Consider the following 20815-nt stretch of genomic DNA (forward strand, 5'->3'; position numbering starts at 1 on the left):
ACTGGTTCACACCTCCGTCCGGGTTTTGACATCATATTGGTCACGAAGCTTGTCTCCCAGGACATTCGCCAGGAGTACCGTAAGTGAGACAGCAACCCCGGGAACTAGCATCAGGTGGGGAGCTATTTGAAAATATGCTCGCCCTTCATTCAGCATTGCGCCCCATTCGGGAATCGGTGGCTGTGGACCCAAGCCCAAAAAGGACAGAGAGGCAATCATCAAAATGATTTTGCCAATATCCAGCGTAGCCAGTACCAGTACATTCCCGATCGCGTGGGGCAGAATATGTCGCATGACAATTCGCAGGGAGGATGTACCCGCCAGTATGGATAATGAAATGTAATCCTTTTGCTTCTCAGCCAGAACGATACTGCGAACGAGCCGTGCATAACTAACCCATTTTACTGCGGTCACAGCGAAAATAAGATTCAATAAGCCCGGCCCGAGCAGGCCGCTCAGTACAATGGCAAAGATATAATCAGGTAATGTCATACAAGCATCAACCACCCGCTTGAACACGCGATCAATCCAGCCTCCAACAAACCCGGAGAGTAGTCCGAGTGGAACCCCAACAACCAGTGAAACGGTCAATATTAATAAACTGGTTCCGACAGTCGTCCGAAGTCCTGACATCACCCTTGACAGCATATCTCTGCCTAAATGGTCAGTTCCCAGCCAATGCATAGCACTGATCGGTTGGAGTCGATTCCCCATCTGGACACGGTACGGATCTTGCGGGGCAAGAAGGGGAAGCACTACAATTGCTGCAAGAATGAACAGGATGGAGAGCGTTACGCTCCACGGTTTGGACAGTCGCATCTTGATGAGCTGCCTGTTTTCGGCATGTATGGATTTTATCATGATAATCGTTTCTCCTTCAAAGCAATTTCAGGATTAACCCAACGGTAGGACAGTTCTACCAAAATATTGATGCATACGATAAACACAGCCATAAATAGCGTATAGCCCTGAATAATCGGGTAATCCCTCGCAGCAATGGCATCGACAATCCATTTGCCCAGCCCCGGATAGGCAAACAGCACCTCAATCACCACAGTACCTCCCATTAGGCTGCCTATGCTCTCACTGAACACCGTAATGAGTGGCACAAGACTGTGACGGAACATATGCCTGAAAAAGATGCGCACCGGACCGATTCCACGTGCTTGTGCTGCCTTAATAAAGTCCTGTCCCGAGCTTTCGATCAGACTAGCACGAATCATCCGTACATAGACAGCAGACATTGCCAACCCCAAGGTAAGGGAAGGGAGCACCAGATGAAAAACGGTTCCCTCTCCCATGGACGGTAAAATTCGCAGTTTAACCGCAAACCACTCCATAAACAAGAGACCCATCCAGAAGCTGGGGATCGAGGAGCCGATTAAGGCAAATACGCGACTGACGCTGTCAAACCAGCGATTTCGATACAACGCTGACAGGGTTCCCAATGGAAGAGCAATCAGCAGCATGATGAACAGGGAGGCTCCGGTAAGGAGGAGTGTATAAGGCAGCTTTTCCATGAACTCTGTGAATACCGGACGATGGGTTAAATAAGACTGTCCAAAATCAAACTGAAGTAATTGAATCAGCCACTTGCCATATTGCACAGGTAACGGTTGATCCAGTCCCAGTTGACTGCGCATATCCGCAATTTGCTGATTGGACACCGCGACATCATCTACCCGGAGAATGCTCCGGACGGGATCGCCCGGAACAAGCTTGAGCAGACAGAAGCTGACAAAGGAGAGAATAAGAAAGAACAATACAAGTTCGAAAAGCTTTTTGCCAATGGATTTGAGCATCTTAGTTCACATCCAGATCCTGAGTCAGCAGATAGTATTCACTTTGACTTGTCACCCAGTTATGTACGTAATTTCGATAGGCCACTACGTTATTCGGATGAACAAGGAAGGATTGCAGGTTTTCTTGATCAATTAGTATAACGGCTTCCAGCGCTAGCTTGTTACGTTGTTCCTCGTTCACTGTCATGTTCAGCTTCGTGATCAGAGCTTCCATTTCCGGTAAATGCACACGTCCATAATTCAACGCGCCCTCAGGCATGTAAGTCGCATTCAGGAAGTAACTTGCATCGCCACGCGGGGCTGTAATACTGCTATAAGTCGCCAAATCCCAATCCTGATTAGCCGCAAGGTATTCGTCGATATTATCAACCTGGCGGATATCAATCGTAATGCCCAACTCCTTGGCGTTAGCCTGAATCAGCTGTGAAATGAGTGGGAGCTCTGCTCTCGACTGGTAAGTCAGTAATGTAAGATGAAGCGGCTTGCCTTCGGGCGTTGTAACTTTACCATCCTGCACTTTGTATCCAGCCTGCTTGAAGCCTTCTCGCGCAGCAGTCAAATCAAACTTTTTCGTAGTATACTTTGGTGAAAAAGGAAAGTCAGACAAGAATGGACCTTGAGCAGGGGTTCCTTGACCGGACATAATACCGCTGGCAATCTCATCCCGATTAATCAGGCTATCGAATGCTTTACGCACCGTCGTTTTTTTCAGATCGTTGTTATTCATATTGTAAATGAGCTGATGCGTCCGCAGGCTGGGAATAGAGTCAACCTTAACGGTGGGATCGGCTTTCAGCAAATCAAGACTTTCAATCGGCGGGCGGTACACAATATCGGCATCCTTGGCTTGAAAGGCAAGCTGGCGTGCATTGGCGTCTTCGTTAAACATGAATTTGGCATGCTTCAGCTTCACTTCGCCATTCCAGTATTGCTCATTACGATCCAGATTCAGTTCACTTCCGGCGCGGAAGCTGGCGGCCTTGAACGGGCCTGTCCCTGATGGAAGATCACCTGTAAAGGTGGTATCTATCACCGCCGTATTCGGATGAATCAGCTCAGATACAAATTCTGGAAAAGGCTTGTCTGTCGTGATGTTTAAAATCTGACCATCTGCTTGAATATCACGGATATGCAGCGCATTTTTAACCGATGGATTGAGTTTTTGTGCTCTTTCCAGAGAGTCTTTGACAGCAGCGGCATCGACAGCTTTACCGCTATGGAAGATCACGCCTGAACGAATGTTGAAGGTCCAGTGTAGTCCGTCCTTACTGTCCCATTTCTCTGCAAGCCAAGCTTCCAGCTTGAGATCCTTGCTCACCTTGACAAGCGTTTCACTCACTCCGGCACGAACGGCTGTGTAATTCACATCCGTATGAGGATCTACAGAAAGGCTTTGCACATTGAACAATAGGGTAACACTTTTATCTTGTGGTACATTTGCAGCAGATGAAGAGGGTGAAGCTGATGGTGCTGAAGAGCACGCTGCCATCATCCCTGCCAGTACTGACAGTATGAAGAGTTTAAAATACTGATTCTTAAACAACAGATATTCCTCCTTGATCGTAATCGTAATTTTTACACTTTAGCTCATGAAGCATATCGTAACCAAATGAGGAAGGTTTGTAAATATGTAATTATATAAATATGTATATAGGATTATAAAGAAAAAGCTGCTTGACCATGGAGATAGGTCAGCAGCCTTTTCACTTTTAGGATATTTTTGAACATAGATAGCTATAAAATTATCTATTAATGCATGGGAGCTTGAGCAGCCCCTTTTTCTACATGAACTCTGCGAATGAAGAACGCAAGAATTAATCCAATTACACTGACGATCATGGCAAAGAAGAAAGAATTCTGTGATCCAAACGCCATAGCATTCGCCAATTCTTCTACAGATTTCGGCATGCTGGATTGACTCAAATAGCTTTCCATGCCCTTGGAGAGAATGCTGACCGCCACGGCTGTACCGATTGCACCGGCAACTTGCTGGAGCGTACTCATAATGGCTGTACCATCCGGGTACAGATCCATCGGCAACTGATTCAGACCGTTCGTCTGAGCAGGCATCATGATCATGGAAATGCCGATCATCAGGCAGCTATGCAGCACAATAATGAGTACGATAGCTGATGTCGTCGTAATGCCGGATAGGAAAAACAAGACAGCGGCAACGATCACAAGTCCCGGAATAACGAGCCATTTTGGACCGAATTTATCGAACAGGGAACCCATGATGGGTGACAACAGACCATTGATAATTCCGCCGGGCAGAAGCACCAATCCTGCGGACAGCGCGGACAGGGCCAGCCCTTTTTGCAAAAAGAGTGGGAGAATCAGCATTGTAGAAAGGATCGTCATCATACACAGGAAGACCATCACAACTCCGATAACAAACATCGGATATTTAAAGACGCGCAAATTCAACATAGGCTGCTTCATTTTTAACTGGCGTACAGAGAACAGAATCAAAGATACCAATCCGATGATCAGAGGGAGCAAAACAACCGGGCTAGCCCAGCCTTCGCCGCCTTCTCCGGATTTACTGAAACCGAACACAACACCACCGAAGCCAATGGAAGATAACAGGATAGATGGAATGTCAATTTTCGGCTTTGTAATCTCCGAAACATTTTGCATAAACAGGATACCGCAAATCAGCGAAAGAATCAGAAACGGAAGGGAAATCCAGAAAATCCAGTGCCAGGACAGATTTTGCAGCACCAGACCCGCAATCGTAGGTCCCACCGCAGGAGCAAACATAATAACCAATCCGATGATCCCCATAGCTGCGCCTCTCTTTTCAGCCGGGAAGATGATCAAGATGGTGTTAAACATCAACGGTAATAACAGCGCCGTACCGACGGCTTGAAGAATGCGTGCGATCAATAGCACTGAAAAGGTTGGTGCTAACGCAGCAACGAGACAGCCTGCAATAGAGAACAGCAGTGATGTGACGAAAAGCTGTCTTGTCGTAAAGGTTTGAAGCAGCAAACCCGATACAGGTACCAAAATACCGAGTGTCAGCAGAAAGGCCGTGGTCAGCCATTGGGCTGTTGCTGTTGTAATGTGCAAAATCTGCATCAAATCATTCAGCGCAATGTTCAACGCCGTTTCACTGAACATTCCGATAAAGCCGCTAAGCAGCAGGGCAATCATAATAGGCAGCACCTTGAACGTCTTGGGATCAGACGGAGGGCTTGTTTGACTCATTGTACTCATGTTGTTTTTGTTCCTCCAATAAAATTGATGGGTATTGAATTATAGTGATCGGTCTATATATAATAAACGTGAAGTTATTTTTTTGTCAAAAAAATTTAAATATTATAAGGATGCTGTATATGGCTGCTAAACCCGAATCATATGAAAATATTGTACAAACCGCTTCTAAGCTCTTTTTTCATCAGGGCTACCATGCTACCGGACTCAATCAGATTCTTGCGGAGAGTGGCTCACCGAAGGGCTCGCTTTATTATTATTTTCCGCGTGGCAAAGAGGAATTGGCTTTGGAGTGCATCAGAAGAGGGAATGAGTTTATTAAGAAAAAGTTGAAAGAAACGCTATCAGGGAAAGAGGACCCTGTGCTCGCCATACAGGATTTCATCCGCAATGCAGCTGAGGAAGCGGACCAAACGAACTTTAATGGCTTTATGCCTATGGGATTTTGGGCTGCTGCGGAAACTTCCTGCATCAGCGAATCTTTGCGGCGTGCCTGCGTGAATACGTTTACAGATTGGCAACATATCTATATGGAACGTCTTCAGACAGCGGGATGGACAGAGGAAAAGGCACATAGTCTGGCGGTACTTATTATTTCAATGCTGGAAGGTGCCTTAATTCTAGCTCTTACTCAGCAGAGCAGCGCACCTATTTATAATGTAGCGGATTACATTCCACAGCTGATCAAATAAAAAAGGATATGGAATCGCTTCCTGGCTGACCAGCTTTGAGAGCCGATTATCTTGTTCGTGAGAAATCGGCTCTTTTTTTATACGCAAGTGCCACGAATTAACTCAGATTACCAGCACCAAATGATGAAAAGTATGGTAAAATGGAATGAATTTGATTTTGCAGTAAAGGAAGGGTGAAAGCAAGTGGCAAAGGCGAAGGTGGCCAAACGGCCTACCCGGGATGAATTTGTTCTGGAGGAAATTGGGAACCAGCTTGCAGAAGCGCAGCAAGAGCAATCCGAAGTTGTGTTGACCGTATGGGGTCGCCAGGAGACAACCCGCGGGCAGATCGTTAAAATGGACCCGAGAACGGGCAGGGTGCATGTAGAGAGTAATGGTGAAACGGACAAAGTTCCTTTTATGGATATCATGAGTGTGAATTACCCAAGAGATTAAGCAGGGTTTATATACCATTTTACATAATAGGAAGCAATGAAATTGTCTGAAGCGATATATTATTGGCGCTGCTTCTTTGTTTGTTAACGTGAGCAAAAACACGGCCGTTCCGGGGTTATGTAACCTCGAAAAAGCCGTGTTTTTTGTGCTATAGAATCCTTATGTCAACAGAGTCTTTTCTTTGACTTCCCTATGTAGCTTTTACCGGAGTAGCACCATTATCGCGCGCTTCGGCTTTCTTCAGTACCTTACGGTCAAAAATGAAAGGCCCGAATGGCAGCAATGAGGCAATCAGGGCCACAAGCCCTTGCAGTACCGAAAGCTTTCGCAAAATCAGCATGACCACAATCGCAACTACATAAATCACGAACAGTATACCATGGATCATACCGACCCATCTTACCATTTGCGGCATCCCGGCTGCGTATTTAAGCGGCATAGCGATACATACGAGCAACAGATATGAAATCGCTTCAATATTACCAATGACGCCAAATGTCTTAAAAGCATTTTTGAACATGAATAAACCTCCCTTGTTACTATTACTTAAAATTTAATATAGCCTATAAAATGATTTTGTTAAACGGTAGAAAGTTACGATTTATTGAATATTACAGCTTTTTCTTCGTTTTTAAGGAAAAGGACTTGATCAAATGTGCAAGCTGTTCGACAGGGATGTGAGCGAAGGACGGATTGAGCGTGTACACTTCGGCTTCAAAAGAACAGGCCGGGAGGCAGGCACTGGAATAAAAACATGACTCGATCCATAGAATGAAACTATGATTTAGAACATGAAATAGCATTAGAATTTATAGATCAGATGATATAAAATCAAGTCATAAGGAACGGTCGTACTCAAAAGTACCTCCATGTTCCTAAAAGTGAAAAAAATCACATATGAGAATGCTTTGATGAAAACTTGAACATGAAATCTGCAAACTCGCAAGGAGGAAGAACAATGAACCACTATCCTGCTATTTTTGAACCTCTGACAATACGTCGTATGACGTTAAAAAACCGGATTGTTATGCCGCCGATGGGCACTAACTTTGCGGCTATGGATGGAAGCTTCGTTCAGGATCATATTGACTATTACGTGCAACGGGCCAAAGGTGGTACCGGCCTGATAACCGTAGAAAATGTTTGTCTGGATTTCCCAATGGGTACGAACGGAACGACCCAGTTGCGTATGGATAATGATCAGTTTATTCCCGGATTGTTTAGATTAACAGAAGCCCTGCACTCTTATGGAGCTTGTGTCTCTGTCCAAATTAACCACGCAGGTGCTTCCGCTTATGCTGGGAGATTGAATGGAGTTCAGCCTGTATCTTCTTCGAATATTCCTTCTAAAAAGGGTGGAGCGATTCCAAGACCTTTGCAAAAAGAAGAAATTTACGCCATTGTACGCAAATACGGAGAGGCAGCGGGAAGAGCGCAACGGGCCGGCTTTGACTGCGTGGAAATACATGCGGGTCATTCCTACTTGCTGAGTCAGTTCCTGTCCCCTATGTATAATAAACGTACGGATGAATTTGGTGGCAGCGCAGAAAACCGCACACGCTTTGCCAGATTGGTGATTGATGAAATTCGTTCGGTGGTTGGCCCATTCTTCCCGATCTGCTTACGCTTTAGTGCGGAAGAGTTCACAGAAGGCGGCAACACACTGGAAGATACCTTGGTATTGCTGGAGTATTTGAATGATGAGGTAGATATTCTGAACGTGTCTGCTGCTCTGAATGATTCCATCCAGTTCCAGATTGATGGAATGAACCTGCCGGATGGCTGGCGCTCTTATATGGCCAAAGCGGTAAAAGACAAATTCGGTAAGGTCACCATGACCTCAGGTAATATTCGGAGTCCGCAAGCTGCGCAGGATATTTTGGAGAGAGGCGACGCTGATCTTCTGGCTATGGGAAGAGGACTGATCGCAGAACCGAACTGGGTACTTAAAGTGCAGAATGGCCATGAAGAATTGCTTAGAAAATGTATTTCTTGCAACATCGGCTGTGCCGATCACCGTATTTCCAAGAGCAAACCGATTTGCTGTACGGTAAATCCTGACCTGTTCAGAGAAGCTGAATACCGGAAACAACACGTTAAGAATAACGTTCAAGTTGTTGTGATTGGTGGGGGTACCGCAGGGCTAGAAGCGGCATGTACAGCGGCAGAAGTAGGCTGCAAAGTAACCCTTTTTGAAGAAAAACCAGAATTGGGTGGCTTGGCTCGTGATATTGCACGATTGCCGGACAAAACGCGTATTAATGATTTCCCAGATTATCTGATTCAACGCACCAAACAACTGACCAATCTGGATATTATCACAGGAACCCAAGCGGATCTGCCGATGATTACGGCTTTAAATCCCGATATTATTGTAAATGCAACAGGTGCCAAACCACTGCTTCCGCCGATTGCGGGATTGCATGATCAATTGGGTAAACCGGGTGCCAAAGTATTCTCTATCTTTGATCTTTTGCACAATATGGAGAACTTCCAAGAGTTTGAAGGCAAACGTATTGCTGTAGTAGGTGGCGGAGCCGTGGGATTGGACGTTGTCGAATATTACGCAGAACGTGGTGCTCAAGAAGTTTCCATTATTGAAATGATGCCGTTACTGGGCAAAGACCTGGATATGATTACTCGTATTTCCATGATGAAAATGGTTGAGGAGCGGGAAGTGAACGTTCATACGGAAACTGCTTTGACAGAAGTATGCAGCGACCGTTTCAAAGTAAAACACGGAGAACAGGAGTTTGAGATTCCTTTTGATCTCGGTTTCGTATGCTTGGGAATGCGCTCATTCAGTCCGCTTATGGACAGCTTGCTCGAATACGGTAAGGAACATCAAGTGGAAGTCGTGAATATCGGGGACAGTAAACAAGCTCGTCGTATTATTGATGGTACCCGCGAAGGCCGGAATATTCTGCATATCATCCAACGGGTGGATGAATTCAAAAATGAGTTTTCTTATTCTTACTAAGTATTGACCTCCTTTGCTACTGACTTGGGCTTGAAATAAGCCTATCAGCGTAGCAGAGGGGGATTTTCTTTTTTTAGTGGCATTATCAGGGAAAGATTAGTAAACTATAAGGGCAAAATCATACATACTATAACCCTATTGCTTCAAGAGCCTATTGTCCCACAGGAGGTGTAACGAAATGATTAACATGTTTAGCGAAATACCGGATGCCTATACATGGAATACAGTAGAAGAAGTCCATAAAGGCTGGTCCAAAGATAAAAAATACGATATCAAAACAAAAGATAACAGGGAGCTACTACTTCGAGTGTCGGATGTATCCCAATATGAAAAGAAAAAATGGGAGTATGAATCTGTTAAAAAACTGGACTATCTAAAGGGCATTTTAATGTCCCGACCGCTTGATTTCGGGATTTGCAATCATGGCGAGTCTGTATATTCCTTATTTACCTGGATTGAGGGAGAAGATGCAGAGAAGATTATTCCCGCCTTAAATGCTAACGATCAGTATCAATTCGGTGTCCAGGCAGGTGAAATCCATTCACTGGGCCATTCCATTTGGTCAGGAAGAGGTTGACGATATGGTGCATCGCGCTGAGGTGGTGTTGGATGCCTATGATGAATTTCAAACGTACATACCCAAATGGTACTTTTCCAGCTACCCCCAATGACTTAAAGAAGCTATTGATATAAAATCCCTTATCCATAAGACAGATTGAAGAACATTACGGCCTGACTGAATAAAGTTATGCGTTGACTAATAAAGATTACAGGTTCTTTGTAAAAGCTAAGACCGCCGCTCTTAGAGTGACGGTCTGTTTTTAATTCTATTATTGCTTTTTGATCTTGTACGTGAATTCCCAAACCGCCTGATTACCCGAATAGCGTCCGCGGTTTTCGGTTACGATGACTCTTAGTCTGACAGTAGAACCTTTGGCGGAAATGGTGGAGACTTTTACATTTTTGCTGGCTTCGCCTTCGTCAGGGATTTTATCCGGCTCATCGGCATAAGCGTACAGCTTAATGCTGCCGCTCGGGCTGACCTTAACCTTCACGCTGCTGCCTTCATCAACTGATTTGCCCCCTACCTCGGCTGCAATGGCCCAATCGTTGCCTACATGGTCATTCGATACCAAGGTTGCTTGCTGGAACGTAACTACATAAGTTGATGCTGAAGCTGCGAGCGCGTACGTTCCGTTGAATAACAGGGATACCACTACCAATAGAATAGCCGATGCTTTCGTCCATACTCTATTCAATCTCCTGTTCCAAACTATTTTTCAGGAGCTTCCTCGTCTGTTTCTTCACTTTCACAATTCAACTGCCACTCAATTCCGAATTTGTCTTTAAGACTGCCATAGCATTTACTCCAAAATGTTTCTTGAAGTTCCATGCCTACTTCTCCACCTTCTTTCAGTTTATCAAATAGTGATTTAATTTTATCAATGTCCTTATTGACGAAGGAGAGGCTTATATTGTTCCCGACAACAAAAGGCATGCCAGGAAAAACATCAGAAAACATAACATTACTCCCATCGATATCAAGGCGTGTATGCATGACTAAATCTTTTGCTTCTTCTGGCAGCTGATATTCAGGGTTAGGCGGCGTTTGACCAAAGGTCATGATTTCTGGTTTATCCGTTTCAAATACTTCTGCGTAAAATTCCGCTGCTTCACGGCAGTTCCCATTAAAATTAAGGTAAACATCAATGGACATACGAATCACTCCTTCGGGTTAATTAGTTGAACAGACTGTGGTTTCAACATTTATTATTTACCTGTACATAAACAAAAATACTAACTTCGATAATAAGGAACAACATCTAAAATATACGAAAAGTATCCGAATGGAATTGGTATCTATCATGGATAATGCGTTTCGTGAGATCGGCGGTATCTATCCATCGATTTTCGATATATGACGTATCTGACCTGGGTAGATATTGCTACGAATAAATTATTCATTGTATATCCGTTCGAAGGACAGTGCATCGGCATAGAGGGAAGAATCACGCTGACCCAAAAAAAAGGGTACTTAGAAAACACGTTGCCCTTAAAAGGTAGCCTGTTTTGTTCTGCTTTACGTTCAAATGTTGAGCAAACTTATGCAAGAAACGGCAGATATGTTTATTGGATGATCAAAAACAGGACATATGTATTTTGTGATACAAAAGTAACAAATTCGAAGAAAGGGTTGACAAGTAGCAAGGAGAAATTTACAATTTTATATTAGTGATAATGATTATCAATATCACTAATTTTAAGTAAAGCTACAATGACTATATACTAAAGGGGTTTTAAAGAATGAATAGCAAGATGAACAAGAGGTTTTACATGTTTTTATGTGTATTTACTGTTTGGATCTTGGTTCTTTCGGGCTGCGGCAACGTTGGAGGTACCTCCGAGTCCTCTACCAAGCAGTCTGCGACCGACACGAAAAAGGAGGCAAGCACGGACTCTGGTACCCGTACCGTATCCACAGTCATGGGAGATGTTGAGGTACCTGCCAATCCTCAACGTGTGGTGGTCAACTGGTATATTGGGGACGTATTTACAGTGGGCCTGACACCGGCTGCGGTATCAGGCTGGTCGCAAAAAACCATGCCTTTTTTCGATAAGCTAAATGGAGTTCCAAATATTGAAAAGTGGGAATCCGAGGAAATCATGAAGTATGATCCTGACTTGATCATTACATATGACACAAAGGATTATGACAAGCTGTCCAAAATTGCGCCCGTCTTGGTGATGCCTGAAAATAAAATGACAGCACTTGAACGGGGCAAATTTTTGGGACAGGCCACAGGTCATGAGGCAGAAGCTGACAAGGCGATTGCTACCTTTGAAAGCAAGCTCAATGACGCTAAGGAAAAATTAAAATCCGACATTTTCAAAGACAAAACCTTTAGTATATTCGAGGATTGGGGTAGCGACTCCTACGGAGTATATTATGAAACAGGCTCACGCGGCGGAACGTTGCTGTATGACTATATCGGACTTCACAAACCGAAAAAACTCGAAAAGTTAGTAAAAGATTCAGGAGAGAGCAGAGGATCTTTATCCTATGAAGTGGCTGCTGAATATTTTGGCGACTATGTCCTCTGGTTCAAGCAGGAAGGCAAGGAATCTCAGTTTGCAAAAACGAAAATATGGAGCAGTATCCCGGCCGTAAAAAATGGGAATATCATCGAGATTCCAGCGGATTATGCAGGCCTGTTTTACTACTCTGACGTTTTGAGCATGACGGGGCAATTGGACTATATCACAAACAGATTGCTGGAAAAGACGAAGTAAGCAGAGCATAATTGACCCATTAAGGATGTAATGTATGTCTACTCACAAAGAGCAAAACAAAAAAGGAACACTTCATTTTATAGGATACATGATCTTAGGTCTGATCCTACTGCTGCTGGTAACCGCAGCTTCTATTACCTTTGGAGCCGCGGAAATGAGCCTGAAATTAGCATGGGGCGCTGTGTTTCAGTTTGATCCTGGTATTACAGAGCATCAGATTATTCACACTCTGCGTTTCCCGCGTACGGTGGCTGACATCATTGTAGGGTGCAGTCTGGCGGTTTGCGGGGCCATTATGCAGGGAACTACCCGTAACCCGCTGGCAGACTCTGGGCTCATTGGTATTAGCTCAGGATCGACATTTGCTATCGCGTTATGTATGGCCTTTTTACCCGGTCGCACCTATGCAGAAACCATGCTGTATTCCTGTCTGGGTGCGGCAGTGACTACTGGATTTACGTATTATATTGCATCTATAGGTAAACGGGGGATGACCCCTCAGCGTCTCGTGTTAGCTGGAATGTCCATCTCCATGCTTTTTGGTGCGTTTAGTTCTTTTATTGCTATTAAATATAAGATCGGCCAAGCACTTGATTATTGGACGGCAGGTGGTACAGCCAGCGCCCAGTGGAACGAATTGGCTATCATTGCGCCCTTATTCATATTGGGTGTGATCTGTGCCATTATTCTTTCTCCCTCCATCACGATCTTAAGCTTCGGAGAGGATGTAGCATCAGGCTTGGGTATTCATGCCAATAGAATCAAAGGCTTTTCGACCTTAATTGTCTTGGTGCTCACAGGGCTTTCTGTCATTGTGGTGGGTCCCATTGGTTTTGTGGGTCTGATTGTACCGCACATCATGCGTCATCTGATCGGAACGGATTATCGGTATATCATTCCGGCTTCAGCACTGTATGGTGGAGTTTTTTTAGTAGCAGCGGATTTGCTGGGAAGACTTATTAACCGCCCCCATGAAACACCGCTGGGTATTATCTTTGCATTGGTGGGTGTACCTTATTTTCTCTACCTTGTGCGTAAGCAAAGGAGGGAGTTTAGTTGAACCAGCCTCTCAATGCAACTGCCAGAAGTATAGGGATTATTGTATTATTAGTTGTGCTGACGATCCTGGTGGCGGTACTCAGTATGAATGTGGGCAAGATGAATCTGTCCCCTATGGAAGTATTCAAGGTTATCATTGGTGAAGGGACTCGCAAGCAGAATCTGATTGTATTTGATTTTCGCCTGCCGCGTATCGTTCTAGGTATATTGGTCGGCATTGGTATGGCTATTTCGGGTTGTATTATGCAAAGCTTACTTAAAAACGACATGGCCAGTCCTGGTACGCTGGGAATCAGTTCCGGCTCTGGCTTGTTCGTACTTTTGTATGTTACTGTATTCGCCAGTGAGGGATTGTTTTCGCCCATCGTCCTGCCGGGACTGGCCTTTGCAGGGGGCATTGTAGCCGCGATTCTTATTTTCTTGTTCGCCTATAGGCGGAGGAAAGAAATTTCGCCAACCGGCTTGATTTTAACAGGCGTTGCTATGGGCAGTGGTTACTCCGCATTGTCATTAATGATTACACTGAAGCTGGACGAGAAGCAATATGATTTTGCTTTGCGCTGGCAGGCTGGAAGCCTGTGGGGAGATGACTGGAGCTACATTATGGTACTGCTTCCTTGGGTGCTCATCATTAGTTTTTACGTCTTTTATAAGTCGTACACTCTTAATGCGTTGAACTTGGGGAACCAGACAGCATCGGGACTCGGTGTAGCGATCAAAGGGGAATTTATTGGTCTTACTATTGCTGCGGTGGCACTCGCCTCTGGTAGCGTAGCCCTTGGCGGGAACTTCTTTTTTGTAGGGATGGTTAGTCCACATCTGGCGCGCAAGCTGGTAGGGCCTAATCATAAGCTATTGCTGCCTACCACGGCATTGGTAGGGGCGCTGGTCATTCTGATCGCGGATACGATCACCCGCACGATCAGTTTTGGAGCAGATATCCCGACAGGCATCATTATCACGATCCTGGTGACTCCTTATTTCCTTTATTTGTTGTCGAAGGCCAGCTGATCCATATATAACCCAAAGGGCGTTAACCGATATGAGCTGTGAGCTTGCTTCGAGTTAACGCCTTTTTAATTTGAATGATAGAATAGTGAAATATCGGGAATAAATATGCTGCTAAGATGACATATTTATTTGAGCATTTTGCAACAATCCCAAGAGCGATTTCAAATCAGCAATATATAGATCGAAACGGTTTAGCTCGTCTATCTATTGTACTTCCAAGCGTTGGGAATCGAATGATGCAACATGCTGATATTATTAACGCCGGTTTTGCTAGAACTTTTTTGATTCACAGAGATATATTTTAAAAAACAAGCAGGCATTATATCCGAAGTAATGGTATGATAGCTTAGTTAAATCTGAACGACTACTATTGGAGTGATCACATGGGTGCAAAAAGTAAGGGCGGCGGAACCGGCAGAGGTACAGGTAGTAAGGGCTGGACACGTTGGAACAAAACAGCGAAGCCCACAAGGGTAAAAAACGCTTCTACAGGTGCGCCGGGAAGTAAAGCCGCAGGCAGCGCAAAAGGCGGCAGTACCAAACCAAGTGGTAATAAAAGCGGCGGCAGAAGTAAGTAAGCCGGGCAAGTATATCGTAGTTCAAAAAGGTGAACACCTGATTTGGCAAAAGCAATCAGGTGTTTTTAATTCGAAGTAAGCAGGTGAATAGTGCGAATTAATAAGTACATAAGCGGAACGGGGTTCTGCTCACGCAGGGAAACGAATAGATTGATTGCAGCCGGGCGAATCACGATTAATGGCACGGTTTGCGAAGCTGGAGCGAATGTAGAGCCGCAGGATTCCGTACTGATTGATGGGGAAACGATTCCGGTTAATAATAGCGAGCCTGTATATTTGGCCCTGAATAAGCCCATCGGCATTGTGTGTACGGCGGCGGAACAGGTTGCTGGCAATATTATTAGTTATGTAAACTTCCCTTCACGGATTTTTGCCATTGGCAGGCTGGATAAGGCATCGGAGGGGTTGATTTTACTAACGAATGACGGAGATATCGTTAATAAAATGATGCGTTCTGAGCATGGTCATGAGAAAGAATATGTGGTGACCGTGGACAAACCTGTTACAAGCGAGTTTACGCAGGCTATGTCCCGCGGTGTTGAAATATTAAACGTCATCACTAAACCATGTGACGTTTACCAGCAAGGTGAATATGAGTTTCGCATTATTTTGACCCAGGGCCTGAATCTGCAAATCCGCAGAATGTGCAAGGCTTTGGGGTTCAGGGTGCTGAAGCTGGAGCGTATCCGGATCATGAATATTTCCTTGAACGAGCTGGAACGGGGAGAATGGAGACATCTGGATGGGGAGGAGCTAAAGGTGCTTCTTTCTACGTTGAGATAACAATCAATGCTGTGGAAGGAATATCAGGAGAAGTTTGCGTTCAATTTATCGGTGAGGCTATGCAACTCCCTGAAAATTTTGACCGATTATTTACAAAGGGACTAAAGCCGCTGATTGGAATGAGGAACCGCCCAAACTTGAGGTACTACTTGAGATACTCGTAGAGCAACCCAAACACATTCAGGGTTCTTTGCAAAATCGCCTGGATCAATCCAGAAAAGCCTACAAAATCACATGTGAGTGGTTTTGTAGGCTCTTCTTATTTCAAAATTCAACACGGTCTGTCTCATTTGTATTTGTAAGGTACGGCACATATGTTTTCCCATTTTCCCAATAAACAAAAAGAGGAGTTTTGCAGCTTACTGCAGTTGAACAGAACATTCTTCCTAATTGTCTACATGACGTCATATTGTACTTGGCGATGATGTAGAACATAGTACAGAATAAGAGAAACGATCGCAATACCAGCAGCAGACATATACATTAAACTGTAGCTTGAGTAAGAAGCGATGATCCCCATAACATAGGTGCCCACGCCATACCCAAGATCAAATAGCAAAAAGAATGTACCGTTTGCAACCCCTGTGCGATCAGATGGAGATAGCTTTAGTATAGTAGCTTGTAGGCAAGAAAACAGCGCTCCATATCCTATACCGGAGAAAACACTTGCAATCATGACCCAAGAGCCCGTATGGGCCTGACTTAACAGAAATAATCCAAGTGCAAAGAAGATCATGCCCGGATAAAATAAAATATGCTCATTATACCTCTTACGAATGGAGAGTCCAACTTGACCTATCTGTTTACAGCCAAGGATGACGCTAAACAGGAGAAAGTTCAAAGTTCTATTACAGACATTTGATTAAAATACGGATTTTGTGCATATGTCTAAGAAAAACCGCGTAGTACCGCGGGTTTATCGATCCATGTTATTTACAGCATTACGCATCTCTTCGTCTGTTAAGTGAGTATAAATCATTGTTGTTTGAATAGATGAATGTCCTAATTGATTCTTTAATCTTGGTACATCGTTATTTTCGAGATGATATCGAGTTGCAAAGGAGTGTCTAAGCGAATGCACTGTTAAAGAGGGTTTTCCAAACCCAGTCGCATATTTTTCAATCAGCTTTTCAATTGAGCGTTGTGTTAAACGCCGGCTTTTTCCTTTACGGCCTACAGGAGCTGCAATGAATAAATAGTTTTCGTGTTTTTCTGGTATATATCTTGATTCTCTGACCTGCAAATAACTTTCCATATCCATTAAAGCTTGTTTGCTAAAGTACACGTATTGTTCTTTATCACCTTTGCGTATCACTCGGACTAAAGCTTTATTCATATCTAGGTCATCCATATTAATGCCTGCAACCTCGGATAATCTAAGCCCAGAACCCAATATCAACGAAACAATCGCAGTGTCACGTTCACGGTTAAATTGATGAAACGTAAAGATCCGTTTATTGTCTTTATGCTTTTCGCCAAAATCATAGGCTACAAATTGTCTGAACAATTCAAAATCATCATCTCTAAGGATCTTTCCTTCAATACGGTTTGCAATGGTTTCTTGGCTTTCTTTTACGGCATTCAAATCCATTTTGGCCATAACATTTCGTTGAATATAAGGCTTCAGGTCACTGGTTTCAGCCTTGTTCTGAAGGTAATCAAACAAAGATTTTAGCGAGGATAATTTACGATTAATCGTAAGCTTCTTGTTTCCAAGCTGATAATCCAGGAATGACAAAAAGTTTTCCGCTTCACGAATGGTTAATCGCTCCAGTGTTTCTAAGTGTATTTCTTTCCGAATTGATGAAGTTATATTCTCAGCGATAAGCCAATCAAAAAAGATAATGTAATCATGGCAATAATTAAGAAGTGTCGTTGGAGATAATTTGCGTTTTTTGCTATCTATATATTCTGTAACATACCAAGGTAAATCAGACAGTTTCTCATCAATTCGTTGCATGTAGTGAATTTTCATCTGTTTATCCATATATGTACGAACCTCCGTGAATCCAATATATCTCATTATTATTTATTCGTCAAATTATTATTTTACGTAATTATTATATCCAATTTCGTAGGATAACAGGAATATGTTCTTACAATTTAAACATTTCTCAATCAGGTAGAATAGATCATCTCAGTGCTTACAGAAAGAACATCGTCAACAATGACATATACGCGCTCTTAGATCAGTGGAAGCAACAAAAAGGAGATCCTCTTCTCTTTGGTTACGATTAACTCTGTTTGGACTAAAACTTAAGTATGCCTTGATGCCAGCCAAATAAAATTCCTGGAGTGCTAATTTCTCTGACTCACTTAGTCTGTTCCATTTAAGATTGGCTACCTTTGCTGATTTTTTATATCGTACTGTTTGGTTGCAATGAATTTGCCAACAATATTTTGCTCTATCCATTCAAGTCGTTGAAGTCCAATGGCCACCTTAAAATTTCTTTTCCGTTCACAACTACCTTTTTTGGTCTATCCACAGCTGGATATTCATTTCTGATGTCTCATATTTCACGGATTTCTCCTGCTGCAGCCACTGAACGTCAGCTCCCAACTGGGTTCCAATAAACCGGAGCGGTTGTTGCCTATTGATTTAGGTGCTGTAGCCAGCACGATTTCTGTGCCATTGATCTTAACCGAAGGATCGCCAGCCCGCAGAACGATCTCCTTCTGGTCAGCACCCTCTGCTTCCACATGATTCCATCCGAAGGTTAATGGAGAAGCCAGCAATAGAATTGTAACTACATAAGGTCTCCAATTTTCACGCATCATCTATCCCGCCTTTCGATTATTATTTACCGGAGTGCTCCGGATTAGTTCACACATCCATCCCGATTTCACGCAGCCACGCGGATACAGCTTCTTCTGCGTTTGAGACTTCAGTGCGCTCTATATCAAAGCCATCAAGAACAGTTGCCCCAGGAACAAGCGCTCTTATGGCTGAAACAGTCTGCCCCGGCCCATACCCCGCATGCGTGCAAAAGGGGATGATGGTTTTGCCCGAAAAATCATATTCCGATAAGAAAGAAACAATTGGCGCAGGGAGGCTCATTCCCCAGATGGGATGTCCCAGGTACACGACATCGTAGTCATCCATATTTTCCACTTTGGTTTTTAGCGGCGGCTTGTACCCTGCCGTTCTTTCTTCTGTCGCCTGCTTCACCGTTGCTTCATAATCTTCTGGATAAGGCGTTACTGTCTCAATCCGGAAAAGATCGCCGTCCACTGCTGCCTGCACCATACCAGCAATCACTTCTGTAGTTCCAGCTGTACTTGAATCACCGACTCTCAGACTTGCCGAGGATACCGCATCTGCATCTTCAGTTGAGGAGATAGTTCCTACTTTAGTGAAATAAACTACGAGAGCTTTACCGTGTCCACTGTCAGCCTGTCCCTCAGCAAACTTGCTTACTGTTGGAACAGGGAGTGGCTTTGGCTGGGTGCAGTATTCGGCAGTTCTTCGGCGCTGTTGTCAGTACATGCTGCAAGCAGTGTCATCGATAACGCAAGAACCAAAAGTAAGGAAATCGTTCTGCATTTTGTCAAATCGGCCGCTTCCTTCACTGTTTTCTCTTTGGGAAATTATCCTTGCGATTTTACAAATGAACGGCCCCGGCTTAGCGATAGAACTGCGATAGCGGCAGCAATTACTACCGAAATGGCACTGATCCAAGGGATATTCAATATTGAAAAGCTTCCAATTGCTATACCGCCTATTCCCGCTCCTGCTGCAAAGCCCAGCTGTACGAACGAGCTGTTTAAACTTAGAACAATACTGGAAGCCTCAGGAGCAAGCGATACGAGATTGAAATTCTGGGTTGGGCCGAACGTCCAGACGGCGATTTCCCAAACCATAAGGAACACTATGGTTGCGATTATCCATCCAGAGAAGGCGGATTGCAGCACCAAGGCAAGAGCCTGTACCGCCATCGAACAGAAAAGCGTACGAATAATGCCAATGCGATCCGCCAGGAAGCCGCCTAATCTGGATCCCATTAAGCTTCCTATCCCTAAGGTTAGCAGGATGACACTCATCTTACTTTCCATCGTTGGCATCACTGCAGCGAGAAAAGGTGTAATATAGGTATCTACCACTGAAAAGCCAACAAATACAAAGAAAGTCACACCCAGTGTGATGGCAATCCGCGGCTGCTTCAGGAAAGAGAGCCTCCGCGATAACGGCACAGAAGCTTCTCCTTCCATCGCCGGAATAAATTTTGCCACTAAAAAGACCGCCACCAGGCATAATAAGCCTATGCCCCAGAATATGGTCTTCCAATCAAAGGAGGCTGCGATGATACGGCCGATTGGAACTCCAAACACAAGTGAGGAGCTGAATCCCATAGCCACATTGGACATCGCAGAGCCCTGTTGTCCGGGAGAAGCCAGCTTTGAGGCCAGCGAATACGCTGTAACTACGAAAATTCCGGTCCCGAGTCCAAGGACAACACGAGATGCTATCAATAAAAAAAAACCTGAAAGAGAAAGGGTTGAAGCGATTCCGAGCAAGATGATTATAAGCGCCATTAATAATTGCTTGCGCTGGTTCATCTTCGCTGTAGCTATCATTACGATAGGTGTTCCTATTGCATTCCCGAGCGCGAATACAGTGATCAGCTGACCTGCAGTCGATACGGATACTCCGGCTGATGACGCTATTTTATCAAGAATGGTCTGCTTTCCTCTTCATTCAGCGACCATGGAGCGATTCCGCGTTCGGGTATCCCATAACTCATACAGCCAAGGCATAATCTTGAAACTTCCAAGCCGGTACGTCCAAGTTTGACATAGTCCATTATTCAACGCACTCCTTTTTTGTTAGTGGTCGGTACCTTTTACCGGTTACCGAAAGTCATAGTTCACAAATACAAATCGTTACCTATAATTCTGCTTTTCCAACCTAGCGAATTTTATCATGCTTCTCCACGTTAACTATAATTAAACATTAATACGCTATTG

At 44.1% G+C, this 20815-nt stretch carries 22 protein-coding genes and 2 pseudogenes; 10 read left to right on the forward strand and 14 right to left on the reverse strand.

The window, feature by feature from the left end; all coding sequences use genetic code 11:
• Window positions 1-6: 6 nt before the first annotated feature.
• From nikC to ABH897_RS13790, 4 genes are all read right to left on the reverse strand, one after another.
• A complete protein-coding gene (gene nikC / locus ABH897_RS13775; RefSeq protein WP_404580359.1) occupies window positions 7-861 on the reverse strand; it encodes a nickel transporter permease in 855 nt (284 codons plus the stop codon).
• Window positions 858-1802, reverse strand: coding sequence for a nickel ABC transporter permease (gene nikB / locus ABH897_RS13780; protein WP_283656084.1), 945 nt, complete (start codon window positions 1800-1802; stop codon window positions 858-860). Before nikB ends, nikC begins: the two co-directional genes overlap by 4 nt.
• A gap of 1 nt (window position 1803) precedes the next feature.
• On the reverse strand, window positions 1804-3345 hold the full coding sequence (gene nikA / locus ABH897_RS13785; RefSeq protein WP_404592227.1) for a nickel ABC transporter substrate-binding protein: 1542 nt from the start codon (window positions 3343-3345) through the stop codon (window positions 1804-1806).
• Between the two features lie 206 nt (window positions 3346-3551).
• Window positions 3552-5015 (reverse strand): DHA2 family efflux MFS transporter permease subunit, encoded by a 1464-nt coding sequence (locus ABH897_RS13790; RefSeq protein ID WP_404580413.1) that lies wholly within the window; start codon window positions 5013-5015, stop codon window positions 3552-3554.
• A 128-nt stretch (window positions 5016-5143) separates the two neighbouring features.
• Here ABH897_RS13790 and ABH897_RS13795 point away from each other — a divergent pair, with 128 nt between their 5' ends.
• Window positions 5144-5713 (forward strand): TetR/AcrR family transcriptional regulator, encoded by a 570-nt coding sequence (locus tag ABH897_RS13795; protein WP_283656082.1) that lies wholly within the window; start codon window positions 5144-5146, stop codon window positions 5711-5713.
• Window positions 5714-5896: 183 nt separating this feature from the next.
• Window positions 5897-6148 carry a YolD-like family protein gene (locus ABH897_RS13800; RefSeq protein WP_014281611.1) on the forward strand — a complete coding sequence of 84 codons (252 nt, stop codon included), beginning with the start codon at window positions 5897-5899 and terminating at the stop codon, window positions 6146-6148.
• 190 nt (window positions 6149-6338) lie between these two features.
• Here ABH897_RS13800 and ABH897_RS13805 read toward each other — a convergent pair whose 3' ends face one another.
• Window positions 6339-6668: a DUF3817 domain-containing protein gene (locus ABH897_RS13805; RefSeq protein ID WP_283656080.1), complete on the reverse strand. Its 330-nt coding sequence runs from the start codon at window positions 6666-6668 to the stop codon at window positions 6339-6341.
• 438 nt (window positions 6669-7106) lie between these two features.
• On the opposite strand from ABH897_RS13805, the gene ABH897_RS13810 reads away from it, so the two are divergent.
• Both ABH897_RS13810 and ABH897_RS13815 read left to right on the forward strand, forming a co-directional pair.
• Complete coding sequence (locus ABH897_RS13810; protein ID WP_283656079.1) at window positions 7107-9128, forward strand: NAD(P)/FAD-dependent oxidoreductase; 2022 nt, start codon at window positions 7107-7109, stop codon at window positions 9126-9128.
• 178 nt (window positions 9129-9306) lie between these two features.
• Window positions 9307-9705, forward strand: coding sequence for a phosphotransferase (locus tag ABH897_RS13815; protein ID WP_404580356.1), 399 nt, complete (start codon window positions 9307-9309; stop codon window positions 9703-9705).
• Between the two features lie 253 nt (window positions 9706-9958).
• Here the strand turns inward: ABH897_RS13815 and ABH897_RS13820 are convergent, their stop codons facing one another.
• Both ABH897_RS13820 and ABH897_RS13825 read right to left on the reverse strand, forming a co-directional pair.
• Entirely contained in the window at window positions 9959-10387 is a 429-nt protein-coding gene (locus ABH897_RS13820; RefSeq protein WP_404580355.1) for a hypothetical protein, read from the reverse strand.
• Window positions 10388-10401: 14 nt separating this feature from the next.
• Window positions 10402-10845 carry a VOC family protein gene (locus ABH897_RS13825; protein ID WP_044647599.1) on the reverse strand — a complete coding sequence of 148 codons (444 nt, stop codon included), beginning with the start codon at window positions 10843-10845 and terminating at the stop codon, window positions 10402-10404.
• 183 nt (window positions 10846-11028) lie between these two features.
• On the opposite strand from ABH897_RS13825, the pseudogene ABH897_RS13830 reads away from it, so the two are divergent.
• From ABH897_RS13830 to ABH897_RS13855, 6 genes and pseudogenes are all read left to right on the forward strand, one after another.
• A pseudogene (locus ABH897_RS13830) lies at window positions 11029-11361 on the forward strand (hypothetical protein); the annotation flags it as partial.
• Between the two features lie 71 nt (window positions 11362-11432).
• Window positions 11433-12419, forward strand: a complete 987-nt coding sequence (locus tag ABH897_RS13835) for an ABC transporter substrate-binding protein (RefSeq protein WP_404580354.1) — start codon at window positions 11433-11435, stop codon at window positions 12417-12419.
• A 34-nt stretch (window positions 12420-12453) separates the two neighbouring features.
• Window positions 12454-13479, forward strand: a complete 1026-nt coding sequence (locus ABH897_RS13840) for a FecCD family ABC transporter permease (RefSeq protein ID WP_404592229.1) — start codon at window positions 12454-12456, stop codon at window positions 13477-13479.
• Window positions 13476-14489: a FecCD family ABC transporter permease gene (locus ABH897_RS13845; protein ID WP_404592231.1), complete on the forward strand. Its 1014-nt coding sequence runs from the start codon at window positions 13476-13478 to the stop codon at window positions 14487-14489. The genes ABH897_RS13840 and ABH897_RS13845 overlap by 4 nt, the downstream gene beginning before the upstream one ends.
• A gap of 383 nt (window positions 14490-14872) precedes the next feature.
• Window positions 14873-15067: a DUF3934 family protein gene (locus tag ABH897_RS13850; RefSeq protein WP_044647596.1), complete on the forward strand. Its 195-nt coding sequence runs from the start codon at window positions 14873-14875 to the stop codon at window positions 15065-15067.
• A gap of 90 nt (window positions 15068-15157) precedes the next feature.
• Window positions 15158-15850 (forward strand): pseudouridine synthase, encoded by a 693-nt coding sequence (locus ABH897_RS13855; RefSeq protein ID WP_283656071.1) that lies wholly within the window; start codon window positions 15158-15160, stop codon window positions 15848-15850.
• 394 nt (window positions 15851-16244) lie between these two features.
• On the opposite strand, the gene ABH897_RS13860 is transcribed toward ABH897_RS13855, so the two are convergent.
• From ABH897_RS13860 to ABH897_RS13890, 7 genes and pseudogenes are all read right to left on the reverse strand, one after another.
• On the reverse strand, window positions 16245-16691 hold the full coding sequence (locus ABH897_RS13860) for an MFS transporter (protein WP_404520136.1): 447 nt from the start codon (window positions 16689-16691) through the stop codon (window positions 16245-16247).
• Between the two features lie 75 nt (window positions 16692-16766).
• Window positions 16767-17837 (reverse strand): tyrosine recombinase XerS, encoded by a 1071-nt coding sequence (xerS, locus tag ABH897_RS13865; protein WP_404592233.1) that lies wholly within the window; start codon window positions 17835-17837, stop codon window positions 16767-16769.
• A 477-nt stretch (window positions 17838-18314) separates the two neighbouring features.
• Window positions 18315-18410, reverse strand: a complete 96-nt coding sequence (locus tag ABH897_RS13870; protein ID WP_404580062.1) for a stalk domain-containing protein — start codon at window positions 18408-18410, stop codon at window positions 18315-18317.
• Window positions 18368-18625: a hypothetical protein gene (locus tag ABH897_RS13875; RefSeq protein WP_404520133.1), complete on the reverse strand. Its 258-nt coding sequence runs from the start codon at window positions 18623-18625 to the stop codon at window positions 18368-18370. Before ABH897_RS13875 ends, ABH897_RS13870 begins: the two co-directional genes overlap by 43 nt.
• 49 nt (window positions 18626-18674) lie before the next feature.
• On the reverse strand, window positions 18675-19190 hold the full coding sequence (locus ABH897_RS13880; protein ID WP_404592362.1) for a flavodoxin: 516 nt from the start codon (window positions 19188-19190) through the stop codon (window positions 18675-18677).
• A gap of 248 nt (window positions 19191-19438) precedes the next feature.
• Window positions 19439-20527, reverse strand: a complete 1089-nt coding sequence (locus tag ABH897_RS13885) for an MFS transporter (RefSeq protein WP_404592363.1) — start codon at window positions 20525-20527, stop codon at window positions 19439-19441.
• Window positions 20515-20652, reverse strand: a pseudogene (locus ABH897_RS13890) (aldo/keto reductase); the annotation flags it as partial. The gene ABH897_RS13885 and the pseudogene ABH897_RS13890, both read right to left, overlap by 13 nt.
• Between the last annotated feature and the right edge of the window lie 163 nt (window positions 20653-20815).

It is taken from the genome of Paenibacillus sp. RC73, from assembly GCF_044908085.1.
In the GTDB taxonomy this organism is placed as follows: Bacteria; Bacillota; Bacilli; order Paenibacillales; family Paenibacillaceae; genus Paenibacillus; species Paenibacillus terrae_A.

What these genes read in the sequence shown, in the direction of transcription:
- nikC (WP_404580359.1), bottom strand. Translation starts at nt 861, where the DNA reads ATGATAAAATCCATACATGCCGAAAACAGGCAGCTCATCAAGATGCGA.
- ABH897_RS13875 (WP_404520133.1), bottom strand. Translation starts at nt 18,625, where the DNA reads ATGCGTGAAAATTGGAGACCTTATGTAGTTACAATTCTATTGCTGGCT.
- ABH897_RS13805 (WP_283656080.1), bottom strand. Translation starts at nt 6,668, where the DNA reads ATGTTCAAAAATGCTTTTAAGACATTTGGCGTCATTGGTAATATTGAA.
- ABH897_RS13815 (WP_404580356.1), top strand. Translation starts at nt 9,307, where the DNA reads ATGATTAACATGTTTAGCGAAATACCGGATGCCTATACATGGAATACA.
- ABH897_RS13795 (WP_283656082.1), top strand. Translation starts at nt 5,144, where the DNA reads ATGGCTGCTAAACCCGAATCATATGAAAATATTGTACAAACCGCTTCT.
- ABH897_RS13850 (WP_044647596.1), top strand. Translation starts at nt 14,873, where the DNA reads ATGGGTGCAAAAAGTAAGGGCGGCGGAACCGGCAGAGGTACAGGTAGT.
- ABH897_RS13825 (WP_044647599.1), bottom strand. Translation starts at nt 10,845, where the DNA reads ATGTCCATTGATGTTTACCTTAATTTTAATGGGAACTGCCGTGAAGCA.
- nikB (WP_283656084.1), bottom strand. Translation starts at nt 1,802, where the DNA reads ATGCTCAAATCCATTGGCAAAAAGCTTTTCGAACTTGTATTGTTCTTT.
- xerS (WP_404592233.1), bottom strand. Translation starts at nt 17,837, where the DNA reads ATGGATAAACAGATGAAAATTCACTACATGCAACGAATTGATGAGAAA.
- ABH897_RS13790 (WP_404580413.1), bottom strand. Translation starts at nt 5,015, where the DNA reads ATGAGTCAAACAAGCCCTCCGTCTGATCCCAAGACGTTCAAGGTGCTG.
- ABH897_RS13835 (WP_404580354.1), top strand. Translation starts at nt 11,433, where the DNA reads ATGAATAGCAAGATGAACAAGAGGTTTTACATGTTTTTATGTGTATTT.
- ABH897_RS13840 (WP_404592229.1), top strand. Translation starts at nt 12,454, where the DNA reads ATGTCTACTCACAAAGAGCAAAACAAAAAAGGAACACTTCATTTTATA.
- ABH897_RS13810 (WP_283656079.1), top strand. Translation starts at nt 7,107, where the DNA reads ATGAACCACTATCCTGCTATTTTTGAACCTCTGACAATACGTCGTATG.